The organism is Streptosporangium sp. NPDC049644, from assembly GCF_040675205.1.
GTDB classification, from domain to species: Bacteria; Actinomycetota; Actinomycetes; order Streptosporangiales; family Streptosporangiaceae; genus Streptosporangium; species Streptosporangium fukuiense.
Window position 1 is genome coordinate 36,725 of record NZ_JBFAOJ010000039.1, and the last position, 13,283, is coordinate 50,007.

The 13,283-nt window shown below is 71.5% G+C and carries 11 protein-coding genes; 2 read left to right on the plus strand and 9 right to left on the minus strand.

Going from position 1 to position 13,283, the window contains the following annotated elements; translation table 11 throughout:
* Positions 1-60: 60 nt before the first annotated feature.
* The 3 genes from AB0J58_RS22215 to AB0J58_RS22225 all read right to left on the minus strand — a co-directional run bounded on the left by AB0J58_RS22215 (position 61) and on the right by AB0J58_RS22225 (position 4,862).
* Complete coding sequence (locus tag AB0J58_RS22215; RefSeq protein ID WP_364218313.1) at positions 61-2,748, minus strand: Hsp70 family protein; 2,688 nt, start codon at positions 2,746-2,748, stop codon at positions 61-63.
* Between the two features lie 203 nt (positions 2,749-2,951).
* The gene (locus tag AB0J58_RS22220) at positions 2,952-3,896 is read right to left on the minus strand and encodes a hypothetical protein (protein WP_364218315.1); all 945 of its coding nucleotides are present in this window, start codon (positions 3,894-3,896) and stop codon (positions 2,952-2,954) included.
* A 39-nt stretch (positions 3,897-3,935) separates the two neighbouring features.
* Positions 3,936-4,862, minus strand: coding sequence for an LD-carboxypeptidase (locus AB0J58_RS22225; protein ID WP_364218317.1), 927 nt, complete (start codon positions 4,860-4,862; stop codon positions 3,936-3,938).
* Between the two features lie 30 nt (positions 4,863-4,892).
* Here AB0J58_RS22225 and AB0J58_RS22230 point away from each other — a divergent pair, with 30 nt between their 5' ends.
* Entirely contained in the window at positions 4,893-5,783 is an 891-nt protein-coding gene (locus AB0J58_RS22230) for a sulfotransferase (protein ID WP_364218319.1), read from the plus strand.
* 30 nt (positions 5,784-5,813) lie between these two features.
* Here AB0J58_RS22230 and AB0J58_RS22235 read toward each other — a convergent pair whose 3' ends face one another.
* The 6 genes from AB0J58_RS22235 to AB0J58_RS22260 form a co-directional block, all read right to left on the minus strand.
* Entirely contained in the window at positions 5,814-6,146 is a 333-nt protein-coding gene (locus AB0J58_RS22235) for a transposase (RefSeq protein ID WP_364218321.1), read from the minus strand.
* Positions 6,147-6,216: 70 nt separating this feature from the next.
* Entirely contained in the window at positions 6,217-8,091 is a 1,875-nt protein-coding gene (locus tag AB0J58_RS22240; protein WP_364218323.1) for an ABC transporter ATP-binding protein, read from the minus strand.
* A 231-nt stretch (positions 8,092-8,322) separates the two neighbouring features.
* Positions 8,323-9,126, minus strand: coding sequence for an enoyl-CoA hydratase/isomerase family protein (locus AB0J58_RS22245; protein WP_343972312.1), 804 nt, complete (start codon positions 9,124-9,126; stop codon positions 8,323-8,325).
* A gap of 135 nt (positions 9,127-9,261) precedes the next feature.
* Complete coding sequence (locus AB0J58_RS22250) at positions 9,262-9,477, minus strand: helix-turn-helix domain-containing protein (protein ID WP_030904785.1); 216 nt, start codon at positions 9,475-9,477, stop codon at positions 9,262-9,264.
* Between the two features lie 114 nt (positions 9,478-9,591).
* Entirely contained in the window at positions 9,592-11,190 is a 1,599-nt protein-coding gene (locus AB0J58_RS22255) for an ABC-F family ATP-binding cassette domain-containing protein (protein WP_343972296.1), read from the minus strand.
* A 176-nt stretch (positions 11,191-11,366) separates the two neighbouring features.
* Entirely contained in the window at positions 11,367-12,023 is a 657-nt protein-coding gene (locus tag AB0J58_RS22260; protein WP_343972293.1) for an acVLRF1 family peptidyl-tRNA hydrolase, read from the minus strand.
* A gap of 131 nt (positions 12,024-12,154) precedes the next feature.
* On the opposite strand from AB0J58_RS22260, the gene AB0J58_RS22265 reads away from it, so the two are divergent.
* On the plus strand, positions 12,155-13,255 hold the full coding sequence (locus AB0J58_RS22265; RefSeq protein WP_364218325.1) for an EAL domain-containing protein: 1,101 nt from the start codon (positions 12,155-12,157) through the stop codon (positions 13,253-13,255).
* Positions 13,256-13,283 lie beyond the last annotated feature (28 nt).

The window sequence follows — 13,283 nt, forward strand, 5'->3', positions numbered from 1 at the left end:
CGGACGGCAGCACTCTCATGTCCGTTCTCGCCCCTGGCCGAGGCCAGGGGCGAGAACGGGTCAGAGCGGCAGGTGCACCAGGGTCGCGGGCCGGTCGCGGGCGGCGCCGGTGGCGTCGTCGGGGCGGTGCAGGCAGAGCAGGCCCGTGGCGACCCGGGCGACCGGTTCGAACATCCCCGGCGTGCGATGCACCTCCCGCGCTCCGCCCGGGGTGATGTGCAGCAGCCTGCTGCGGCCCGCGTCCTGCATGGTCATCCACATCGAGTCGCCGTCGGCGACCAGCCTCGGCCGCTCCCAGCGGTGGCGGGAGGTGAGGTGGCCCGCCAGGGTCGCCGACTGCTTGCCCATCAGGAACTCCAGCGTCTGGGAACGCTGGTCGAAGATCCCGACCGACCAGCCCCTGGCGGGACTCACCTGGTCGGTGCCGACCGCGTAGATCTCGTTGCCCGCGGAGAACCAGCGCAGCGCGCCGCCCCGGGGACGCGGCATGACCAGCCTGGTCCTGCCGTCCGCCGTGTCGGCCTCCAGCCCCGCCGAGCCGGAGGTGAACCACCTGCCCCGGTGCAGGACCACCTGGTGCAGCCAGCCGCGCCCCGGCTCGCGCACCGTCGGGCGCACCACGCCGCCGGGGTCGACCAGGCACAGCACCTGCCACGGCCGAAAGTCCTGGTGCCGGTTCTGGAACATCGGCTTGTTGCTGCTGAACTGCCCGAGCACCACGGTGCAGCCCGGCGCGCCCACCGAGGAGGACGGCTCGGTGCCGCTGGGCGCCTCCTGATCGAGCAACCGGCGCAGCCTGTTGTCCTCGTTCAGGAACCACTGGGCGTAGGGGCCCAGCTCGCGCGGCTGGGGAGCCTGGAAGGCGAAACCGCCGCCCAGGTCGAGCTCGATCATGGCCAGCTGGCCGGTCTCCCCCCAGGGCAGGCCCATCGAGGTGTCGACACCGACGACCTGGCGGGAGTGGAAGAAGACCCACGCCGTACGGCCGTGGGCGATCACCGTGGGGTTTCCCCACATCTGCAGCGGGTGGGTGGCGCGGATGGCGAGGTCGCGGGTGAGGGCGCGGACCAGCACCTGCGCGGGCCCGACCTGCTCCACCGCCACGACCCCCTCGCTGGAGGCGGCCCACTCCACGAGCCTGCCGAAGCCGAGCTCCCGGTCGTAGCGGCCCTCGATCCCGTCCAGCCTGCGCAGCAGGTGGCCCTGCTCGAAGGCCTGGTGGACGAAGACCTGGCCCGTCTCGACGCGCGCCTCCAGCACGCCGTCCATCACCTTCTCGATCCCCTGGACGCTGGGCCCGTCGCCGCCCGCCGCGCCCCCGCGGCCCGCGGCCCGGCCCTCGAGCCCCCGGTGCCCTCCGGTGGCACCGCCCTCGGGACCGGTGAGCACCCGATGGCCGCCGGTGGCACCGCCCTCGGGGCCGGTGAAGGCCCGGTGTCCACCGGTCGGAACGACCGCCGGCGCACCGGGCGTGTGGTGGCCCACGGCCGGTGCGGCCGCCACCGGGCCCGCAGGATTCGCCATCGGGCCGGTGAAGGCCCGCTGCCCCGTGCCGGCGACGCCGGGAGCACTGGGCGCACTGGACGCCTGTCCCGTGCCGGAAAGGCCCGCCGCACCGGGCTCGTGGTGCTCGACCTTGAGCTTCCAGGCCAGCTGCGCGGCGCCGTAGGCGACCACGATCTTCGGGTCGTCGTAGGTCCGCACCCGGTCGCCGAAGCGCTCGCGTACCGCCTTCTGCACCAGCGGCATCCGGCTGGGGCCGCCGGTCATGAACACCGCGGCCAGTTCGCCGGCCTCGACCCCCGCGCCGCGGATCGTCTCGTCCAGGATGTCGACCGTCCTGACGATCTCCTCACCGATGAGGTCCTCCAGGTCGGCCCTGGTGATGTGCACGTCCTCGTTGATGCCGACCACGTAGTGCGAGGAGGTGTCGAACTTCGACAGCGTCTCCTTGGCCTCCCTGGCCATCTTGAGCAGGTCCGCGGCGTAGCTGACGTAGCGGCGCTCGGGGTTGGTGGTCACCTGCTGCCACCAGTCGGCGTCGAGCCGCTCGATCTGGGCCCCGAGGAACGCGAAGACCTGTTCGTCGAACCCCTCGCCGCCGATCTCGTCGCTGCCGCCCGGCTCGCCGACGACCGCGAAGTCACCGCCGTCCACGGTGAGCACCGCGGCGTCGAACGTGCCGCCGCCGAGGTCGTAGACGGCCAGCCGCGATCCGCCGTCCGCCCGCCCGGCCGAGGCGAAGTAGCGGGCCGAGGCGACGGGCTCGTCGATGAGCACGATCCGCACGCCGCTGACGACCTTCCTGGCCGCCGCCAGCAGCACCGCCTTACGGTCGGCGCCCCAGGCCACCGGATGGGTCAGCGCGATGCAGTCGGGATCGGCGCCGTCGAAGCGCCGCCGTCCCTCACTGACGAACAGCTCCAGCAGCGCCGCCATGGTGTCGGCGACGTCCACCGGGACACCGCCGAGCAGCATCCGGCCCCGGCCGACGTAGCGCTTGGGGTTACGCTCGACCCGCTCGGGGCTGATCGCGATGCCCCGCTGGGCGATCCTGCCCGCCACGAGCGTCCCCCGCTCGTCCAGCATGACGGCGGAGGGGATACGCCGCTCTCCCTCGACCTCCAGGACGTCGAAGCGCCCTTCGGCCGCTATCACCCCGGCGGAGAAACTCGTCCCCAGATCGACACCGAGGCACCACTGCGCCATGTCCCACTCCTCGTAGATCCAGACCTCATCATGCCCCATCTCGCGACCACGGTCAGGGCGCGGGCGGGGGCGCCGGCCGATCCGGGAAGGGAGCGGCGGCCACCGAGGTGGGCGTGGAGGGGCGGGACACATCCTCTCGCGTTCGCGGTCGCCCTGGCGAACGGCCGGCGGCCGACATCGTCCCCGCACCGCAAACGGTGCCGAGGCGCGCTCACGTCATCTCGGCCTCGGGGGGCGGCGTATCAGCCGTCGCCGGACTCACCGTCGGGACGGCTCTCCGGACGGGCCGCCATGGCCGCCAGGACGCGCGCGAAGTCCGGCGGGGGCGCGACCACCAGCCGGGTCTGTCCGTCCTGGCTGACCAGGTCGGCCCTGATCAGGGAGAGGCGGCCACCGTGCCACCAGTAGACCTGCGGGCTGAGCGCCTCGGCACGCAGATCGAACTCCCGCTGGGCGAACAGCCGGAGCCGCTCGATCGCGCGGACCACGCCGATGCCCTCGACCGGATGGACGATCAGCGTCGCCGGGTCGGGCAGCGCGACGAGGACCCCGTCGGAGGGGACGGGCAGGTAGTCACCCAGCCTGCGCAGGTGGGCGGCCGCGCCGGTGGTGGGTCCGGTCAGCCTGCGCACCGCCACGCCGCCGAGGTCGCCCTCCGTCACCGAGAGCCGTTCGTCCTGGCGGGCGTTCTCCAGGGCCACATCGAGCGCCTGGGCCGCGGTGATCGGCCAGCAGCCGACCTCCTCGGGGCGGACCGGGCGACCGGCGGGGCCGTAGCCGATGGTGAGCACCTCGACCAGATCGGCGGTGAGGTGACGGCCGACCACGCGGGCCGAGTCGAGGTCGTCGTCGAGCTGGATGCGGGTCCGCAGCATCGGGCGCACCTGGTCCAGGTCGCAGGCGTCGAGCGGTTCGTCGGCCGTGGCCAGGGCGTGGGCCAGGTGCTCGGAGACGAGCACCGGCCAGTCCTCGCGGGAGCGCCTCAGCGCTTCGGCGCGCAGCCCCGCCAGTCGCACCACGACCCGGCGCGGGCCGGTGAGCGTCAGCGCGCCGCCACCGGGGTCGAAGGCGCAGGCATAGCCGAGACTGTCCGCGACCAGGGCGAGCAAGGAGTCGAGGTCGACCTCTTCGATCGGGCGCGGCAGCGCCTCGGTTCGCCGGTCACGGTGCCGCCGGAACAGTCTCACGCGTGCGTCCCCTCTGCCGGTTTCCTCCTAGGTTCGCACCTAGAGTGCCTTGTCGACGCCCCCTGTTGAGTAGGTCAGAGAGCACGATTTTGCATCAATAGCACCAAGTGCCCCAAGCAATACCGAAAATTGTGGCGCTCCATGCCCTATCGGCAGCCCCCCGATGACGGGTACCCCGAGCGGCGCGAGCAGCTCCTCCAGCACCGGGTAGGGGGCGCCGCAGTCGACCCAGGAGCCCAGGACGAACCCGGCCGCTCCGTCGAGCGCCCCCGCCTGCAGCAGCTGGGTGAGCATCCTGTCGATCCGGTACGGCGCCTCGTCGACGTCCTCCAGCAGGACGATCCGCCCCCGGGCCGACAGCGCGTACGGCGTGCCGCAGAGCGCGGCCAGCAGACTGAGGTTACCGCCGGTGACCGGCGCCGTGACCTCGCCGGGAGCGATCACCCGGTCACCGGTGATCGGCGGCGGCGTCCCGGCGAGGGCGGCCGTGAAGTTCTCGAAGGTGCGCGGCTCGGGCCCTTCCGGGTCGCTGATCGTGGAACAGGCCGGCATCGGCCCGAACCAGGAGGCGACGCCCAGCTCCACGGCGAACGCGCGGTGCAGCGCGGTGACGTCGCTGGAGCCGACGAGCGCCTTGGGGCCGGCGGCCCGCATCGCGTCCCAGTCCAGCAGGCCGAGGGTCCGGGTGGCACCGTAGCCGCCGCGGGCGCAGAACACCGCGCTCACCGCGGGGTCGCACCAGGCGTCCTGCAGGTCACGGGCGCGATCGGCGTCGGAGCCCGCCAGGTAACGGTCCCGGTCGAGGACGTGGGCCCCGATGACGACCTTCAGGCCGAGCCCCTCCAGGACCCGGACGCCGCGCGCCAGCCTCCCGAGATCGGGAGGCCCTGACGGGGCGACCACCGCCACGGTGTCACCCGGGCGCGGCGAGGGCGGAACCGGGATGGCGGCAGCAGGTTCGTTCACTCCCCAAACGGTGCCACACTGGGCTTTCATATGCGACCTCCGCCTCACATCCTGGTGGTCAACGGCATCAAGGTCCGCCACCCGGTGTTCGTGCTCGCCGCCCCGCACTCTGGCGCGGACCTGCTGGCCCGTGCCCTGAAACGCTCCCCCGGGTTCCACGTCACCATGGGACGGGCGGCGGTGGCGCACGTGGTCTACGCCTTCGCCCGGCGCCCCTCGATCGCGGGGCGGGGCATGGGCGCGACCCGCGTGCTTCGCGACGCCCTGGCCGAGTCCTGGCAGATCGTCCCCGGCGCCTGCGAGGAGTGCCCGGCCCCGTGCCGGGAAGCGGGCGGCGTTACCGGAGCGGGCCCCTGCGCGACCCCGGGTTCGGTGGCCCGCTTCGGCGATGCCAGCCCCGACCTGCTCTACAGCGCCTCGGTGCTGTTGCAGGCCTTTCCGGACGCCCGTTTCGTCCAGTTGATCAGGGACGGCCGGGATGTGGCCGCCGACATGCTGGCCGACCCCGCCTCCCTGACCTGGTTCAAACCGGCCATGCTGAGCGACGAGACGGAGTTTCCCAACCCCTTCCTGGGCGTCAGCTCCGGCGAGCACCGCGAACGCTGGAAGGCGATGCCCACGGCGGGAAAGTGCGCGCTGCGCTGGCGCAGCGCGGTCCGGCTCGCCGCCTCGCTCCGCCAGGAGTTGCCCCGCGAGCAGTTGCTGACCCTGCGCTACGAGGACCTGGTCTCCGCCCCGGCCGAGGCCACCGGCGAGCTCTCCCGCTTCCTGGAGACGCGGGTCCCCAAGATCGCCCTGCTGAGCCGGAACATGCCGAAGGTCGGCGTCTGGCGCACCCGCCTGCGCGGCCAGGACGCCGAACTGGTGGCCAAGGTGGCCCGCGAGGAGCTCACCCGCCTGGGCTACCTCCCCTCATCCTGACGCCGGCCCGCGTTCTCCTCCGTCAACCGGTCACCAGTTGGCGACCTCGAACATCGCACCCGGACGGATGTCCCCGGGCGGGGCCGGCCGCCGGGCGGGGGAGCCCGGCAGCGCCTCCAGGATCGTCTCCCAGGTGCCGTCCTGGCACCAGCGGCGGTGCCGGTTGTAGACCGTCTTCCACTTGCCGTAGGCCTCGGGCAGCTTCCGCCAGGGGCAGCCGGTCCTGGTCCGGAAGAACACTCCGTCGATGATCGTGCGGTGATCGGCCCACCGGTTCCCCTGCCTGGCGTGAGCGGGCAGTAACGGCGCCAGCCGTGTCCACTCGTCGTCGGTCAGGTCATCACGTCTAAGCCGGTCTTCCACGCCCCCATGATCTACACCATTCACGCTGGAAGAGCCACTCGAAGGCGCGCCGCCGGCGCCGCGGACGAAGTCAGGACGCCTGACTGAACTGAGTCCGGTAGAGCTCGGCGTAGACCGCCCCCCTGCTCAGCAGTTCCTCGTGCCGGCCCCGCTCGACGATCTGGCCGTCCTGGACCACCAGGATCTGGTCGGCCTCGCGGATCGTGGACAGCCGGTGGGCGATGACCAGCGAGGTGCGCCCGGCCAGCGCGATCTTCAGCGCCTGCTGGACGGCGGCCTCGGACTCGGAGTCCAGATGCGCGGTGGCCTCGTCGAGGACGACCACCCGGGGCGCCTTGAGCAGCAACCTCGCCAGGGCCAGCCGCTGCTTCTCACCGCCGGACAGCCGGTGGCCCCGGTCGCCCACCACGGTCTCCAGCCCCTCGGGCAGGTCCAGCACCAACTCGGCGATCTGGGCGGCCCGCAGCGCCTCCCAGATCTCCTCCTCGCTCGCCCCGGGCCTGGCGTAGCGGAGGTTGGCCCCGATGGTGTCGTGGAACAGGTGGGCGTCCTGCATGACGACCCCCACGGTGTCGCGCAGCGAGGCCAGGGTGGCCTCGCGCACGTCCAGGCCGTTGATCCGCACCGCGCCCTCGCTGACGTCGTAGAGGCGCGAGACCAGGCCCGTGATGGTGGTCTTTCCCGCTCCCGAGGGGCCGACCAGGGCGACCATCTGGCCGGGGCGGGCGGTGAAGGTGACGCCGCGCAGCACCTCGTGGCCCGGCCCGCTGTCGGGGCGGGCCACCGCCTCCAGCGAGGCCAGCGACACCTCCGAGGCCGTGGGGTACCTGAACCGGACGTCGTCGAACTCCACCGAGACCGGCCCCTCGGGAAGGGGCTCGGCGTCGGGGCGCTCGGCGACCATGGGCCGCAGGTCGAGCACCTCGAAGACCCGGTCGAAGCTGACCAGCGCGGTCATCACGTCCACGTGCACGTTCGACAGGCTCGTCAGCGGGCCGTACAGGCGCATCAGGAGGGCGGCGAGGGCCACCAGGGTGCCGAGTTCGAAGACGCCGGAGACGGCCAGCAGGCCGCCCAGGCCGTACACCAGGGCGGTGGCCAGCGCCGCCACCAGGCCGAGCGCGACCCGAAAGACCGTCCCGTACATGCCCACGGTGACGCCGACGTCGCGCACCCGCCCCGCCTTGCCGCCGAAGGAGGCGGCCTCGTCGGCCGGGCGGCCGTACAGCTTGGCGACCATCGCACCGGCGACGTTGAACCGCTCGGTCATCATGGAACTCATCTCGGCGTCGAGCTGCATCTGCTCACGGGTGAGCCCGGACATCTTCCTGCCGACCCACTTGGCGGGGAAGACGAAGATCGGCAGCAGCACGAGGGCGACGAGGGTGATCTGCCACGAGAGCACCAGCATGGCGCCGAGAACCAGCACCAGCATGACCACGTTGGCCACGACCGACGACAGCGTGCTGGTCAGGGCGCGCTGGGCGCCGATGACGTCGGTGTTGAGCCGGGAGACCAGGGCACCGGTCTGGGTGCGGGTGAAGAAGGCCACCGGCATCCGCTGGACGTGGTCGAAGACCTCGGTGCGCAGGTTGTAGATGAGACCCTCGCCGATCCGCGCGGAGAACCAGCGCTGGGCCAGGGTGAGCACCGCGTCCGCGACCGCCAGGCCCGCGATGACCAGCGCGAGGGCGATCACCACCCCCTGACGCCTGGCGGCGATGCCGTCGTCGATGATCGCCTTCATCAGCAGCGGGTTGGCGATCACGATGACCGAGCCGACCACGACCAGCGCGAGGAAGGCGGCGATATGCCGCGAGAAGGGCCTGGCGTAGCGGGCGATGCGCCGGACCGTGCCCGGCGTCAGACGCTCCTTGGTCACCGAGCTGTCCCGCCGTAGCGAACGCATCATCTGGGGACCGAAGCCCCCACCCATCATCGCCATCTGGCCTCCTCTCCCGATGCGAGCACCGGGAGAGGCGCGCCCATTCCCTCGTCAGCTTGAGGCGAACATCGCCGGCCCGCCCGAGACAAGGGCGGCTTCCCGCCTCCCTCCGCCGACACAGGCGGCGGCCAGGCCCGGCCGTTTCGCAGCCGGGAGCCGCGACGGGGAGGCGACTCACCCGCCCGGCGGTCTCCTCGCCGAACACGACGGGCCGTCTGGAAGCTCGATGACCTACCCGAAAAGCGCCTTGATGCGCGCCTCCTGTTCGCGCGCCTCGGCCGCAGCCTGCTCCTCCAGCGTGCGCCCCGAAGCCCCCTGGAGCAGCCGCTTGGTCGCCGTCGCGGCGTCACGGTTGGTCGCCAGCAGCGCGGCGGTCAGGTCGCGCACGGCCTCCGTCAGCTCCCCCGGTGCGACGACCAGTTCGGCCAGGCCGATCCTGGCCGCCTCCTGCGCCCCCACGACGCGGGCGGTCAGACAGATCTCGATGGCCCGGGACAGGCCCACCAGCTCGACCAGCGGCTTGGTGCCGGTCAGGTCGGGAACCAGCCCGAGGGCCGGCTCCTTCATGCACAGTTTGGCGTCGTCCGCCAGGACCCGCAGGTCACAGGCGAGCGCCAGCTGGAACCCCGCACCGACCGCGTGGCCCTGCACGGCCGCCACGGAGACGATGTCGGGACGTCTCAGCCAGAGAAAACCCCGCTGGGCCGCCGCCACCCGATCGACGAAAGTCGTCTCGTCGAGTGTCGCCAGGGACGTGAACGCCCCCTGCCCTGGCACCCCCTCCGGGGTGAACATCCTCAGATCGATCCCCGCCGAGAAGGACGGCCCCTCACCTCTGATCACGACGACCCTCACCTGCTGCGGCAGGTTGTCACCGATATGAGCCAGAGCCGACCAGGTAGCGAACGTCTGAGCGTTCCGCTTCTCCGGACGGTCCAGCGTGATCGTCGCGATCTCGCCGTCCACCTCGTAGCGCAGACCGACCTCCTTCAGAGAGATCTCCTCCGCACTCCCCCCGAACGCCACTTCCACCATCGCCCGTTCTCCCACCTTCCGTCTCCGCCTCGCCCGAGCCTATCGACTCTCCAGAATGAGGTTCTATAGGCCCGGGCGGGAACGGCTTCGGCGTGTGGGGGACGAGCGGCTGCGGTCGCGCGTTCCGAGGCGGAGTCAGCGCTTGGACTTGCCCCGGGTGGCGCCACCGCGCCCGCGTAGAGTCACACCGGACTCGCTCAGGATGCGGTGGATGAACCCGTACGACCTGCCGGTCGAAGCGGCCAGAGCGCGGATGCTTTCACCCGCGCTGTAGCGCTTCTTGAGATCGGAGGCCAGTTTTTCACGGTCGGCCCCGGTAACCCGGGTGCCCTTCTTGAGAGTCTCGGCCACGAGTACCTCCTGTAGTGCCAGACTTCCGCAGCGTTACACACGCCATGATCAGTCATTTCAGCGAGATCGGCTACCTACTCCACGGGAAAAGATCCGTACCCGCTCAAATTAAGATCAGGCAAGTGCCACAAGATCGGAAAATTCGTCGCTCCATGCGTCTTCAACTCCGTCAGGTAGCAAGATCACCCTATCGGGTCGTAGAGCCTCTACAGCACCCTCATCATGCGTGACGAGCACAATCGCCCCAGAATAGGACTTCAGTGCCGAAAGAACCTGTTCCCGGCTGGCCGGATCGAGGTTGTTCGTGGGCTCGTCGAGGAGGAGGACATTGGCCGCCGACAGCACCAGCGTGGCCAGCGCCAGCCGCGTCTTCTCCCCGCCGGACAGCACCCCCGCGGGCTTGTCCACGTCGTCGCCGGTGAACAGGAACGAGCCCAGAACCTTGCGCAACTCCACGTCGGGGAGTTCTCCCCCGGCAGAGCGCATGTTCTCCAGCACGCTGCGGCCGGGGTCGATCGTCTCGTGCTCCTGCGCGTAGTAACCCAGCTTGAGCCCGTGGCCGGCCTTGACCGCCCCGGTGTCGGGCTCCTCGACGCCCCCCAGAATGCGCAACAGGGTGGTCTTCCCCGCGCCGTTCAGCCCCAGGATCACGACCCTGCTCCCCCTGTCCACGGCGGCGTCGACGTCCGTGAAGACCTCCAGGGAGCCGTACGACTTCGACAGCCCCTCCGCCATGATCGGGGTACGCCCGCACGGAGCCGGCTGGGGGAAGCGCAGCTTGGCGACCTTGTCGCCGCGCCGCTCCACCTCCAGGCCGGAGAGCAGGCGCTCGGCACGGCGCTGCATGTCCTGCGCGGCCTTGGCCTTGGTCGCCTTGGCACGCATCTTGTCGGCCTGCGACATCAGGGCGGAGGCCTGCTTCTCGGCGTTGGCGCGCTCGCGCCTCCTGCGCTTCTCGTCGGTCTCCCGCTGGGCCAGATAGGCCTTCCAGCCGACGTTGTAGGTGTCGATCACCGCGCGGTTGGCGTCGAGGTGCAGGACGCGGTTTACCGTCGCTTCAAGAAGCCCCACGTCGTGGCTAATAATGATCAAGCCGCCCTGGTGAGATCGTAAAAAATCACGAAGCCACCCGATTGAGTCAGCATCTAGGTGGTTTGTCGGCTCGTCAAGAAGGAGAGTCTCTGCCCCGCTGAAGAGGATTCGAGCCAGTTCCACCCGCCTGCGCTGCCCCCCGGAGAGCGTCTCCAACGGCTGGCCGAGCACCCGGTCCGGCAACCCCAGACTGGAGGCGATGGAGGCGGCCTCCGACTCGGCGGCGTACCCGCCCAGCACGTGCAGCCGGTCCTCCAGGCGCCCGTAGGCGCGCACGGCACGGTCTCTGGTGCGATCGTCCGCCGAGGACATGCCCAACTCGGCCTCGCGCAGCTCACGCAGCACCTCGTCCAGCCCGCGGGCCGACAGGATGCGGTCGCGGGCGAGCACGTGCAGATCACCGGTACGCGGGTCCTGCGGCAGGTAACCGACCTCCCCGCTGATGGAGACCGTGCCCGAGGCCGCCGCCCCCTCTCCCGCGAGCACCCGGGTCAGCGTGGTCTTCCCGGCCCCGTTGCGGCCGACAAGCCCGATCTTGTCGCCGGGGTTCACCCGGAACGACGCGCCCTCGATGAGCAGGCGGGCCCCGGCCCGCAGTTCGATGTCAGAAGCTACGATCATGGTTGGAGAACACTCCCAGCAGGAAATACACAGGCTCACTTCACTGTGGCCGAACCCGCCGCGCCCTGTGTCTCCCGGCTCTCGGCTCGGCCGTCTCGCCTTCATCGGGACGACGGTCAATCGGGAGTGCGCATACCGATCAGTGTACGGCGCGGCGACGACCCGGCTCTCCTGGATTACGTGGGATCGCTCACCCTGATACGGACCGCGCGGAACTGGGCGGGGGTGTCCCGCAGGACCACCAGCCTCGGATCGGGAACCGTCAGGAAGGGCTCGGCCTCCAGCGCGAAGACCGGGGCGAGCCTGCGGTCCGAGCGCAGCGCGTCGACCGCGCGCCGGTCCCCGCCGAGCACGACCGCCTCCAACTCCTCCACCCGCGGCCCCAGGACGCGCAGCGCCACCTCGGCCGCCGCCTCGTGCGCCTGGTCCACCTGCTTCTCCCTGCGCCGGGCGAAGCGCCGCTGTGACCAGCCGCCCGCCGCACTACGCCCGTGCACCGGCCGCGAGCCGACCTTGGAGGAGAGCAGCTCCGCTCCCTGGAAGATCCCCGCCGCGTGTCCCCCCAGCCGCACCAGCAGCACCCCGACCCTGCGCTCGGTGCGCACGTGGGTGACCAGACGCGCCAGCGGGCCGCCCCCGGCCTGGACGAGCGGCGGAAACGGCACCCGGCACTCGGCGACCGCGCCGTCCGCACCCTCAAGGCGTACCTCGGAGGCCGAGGCCGTCACCCGCGGCGGCCCGTGCCTGTCGACGAAACCGTCGATCCAGCGGTTCAGGCGGTCGGGCGCCACCGAGACCCAGCGGCCTCCCCCCTTGGCCGGTCGCGACGTCATGAAACGCGACACTACCGGCTGACCTCACGGAACACACGATCACGCTGGACAAGTCCAACGTATGGCGAAATATCAGTGAACATCGCTGCACGTTGCTTCTGCAGCGCCAAAGGAACCCCCATCCTTTGAACGTGACGACCAGAGCGCACGTCAATCCGCAGGACTCCACAGCGGCCCCCACGAGCCTCACGCCTGTCGTCGACCTCGAGACCGGAGGCGTCATCGCACTCCAGGCGGGAGGCGCGGGCCGGGGGAACATCTCCACCACGATCCAGACCGTGCACGACGCCGCCGCCGGCGAGACCCTGCTCCCGCTGGTGCTGACCCTGCCGACGGCCGCGGTGATCGGCGGCACGGCCGCGCTCGCGCCGCTGCACGAGGCCCTCCGCGCGTCCGGGCGGCGGCCCCGCGAGGTGATCCTCACCGTACGAGGTGACTTCGCCCAGTTCGAGCGCCGCTCCCTGATCGTCGGCCTGGACGGCCTGCGCGCCATCGGCTACCTCCTCGCGGTGGGCGACCTGGGCACCGGGCACATCCCGCTGGACCTTCTCGCCGACGCGGCGCCCTACCTGGCGGTGATCTCCCCGGACCTGATCGCCCAGGTGCCCCGCGACCCGCGCCGCACCGCCATCGGCGAGGGGCTGGCCCGGCTCGCCAGGGAGGCGGGCGCGCACGTGCTGGCCCCCGGCGTGCGCGACGAGGCGCAGCTCTCCGCGCTCCGCGGCTGGGGGGTCCGGCTCGCACAGGGCCCGCTGCTGGCCCCCGGCCCGTCCGGCCGGGTGCACGTACCACTCCCGCTCGTCGAACAGGAGCCGTCCCGCTTCACCCTCGGCCCGCGCGTCCAGGAGTTCCTGCTGCCCGCGGTGACCCTCCCCTACGAGGCCACCGCCGAAGCCGCGATCGACGCCTTCGGCGGTGAGCCGTCCATCACCAGCGTGGTCCTCGTCGACGAGTACCAGCGCCCCAGGGGCAGCCTCGACCGCAGCCGGTTCCTGCTGTCGATCTCAGGCCGGTTCGGCCACGCCCTGCACGGCAGGAAACCCGCCGGGCGGCTGGCCGACCCCGCCCGCGCGGTTCCCAGGACGACCACCGCCATCGCGGCCATGCAGGTCGCGGGCCGCGACGCCGAGCGCGTCTACGACGACCTGGTGGTCACCGACGAGGTCGGCCGCTGCATGGGCATCGTGCGGGTCTCCGACCTGATCCGCCAGGTCGCGTCCATGCGGCACTGAGGCACGGGCGCCCGGAGCCGGAGGGTCT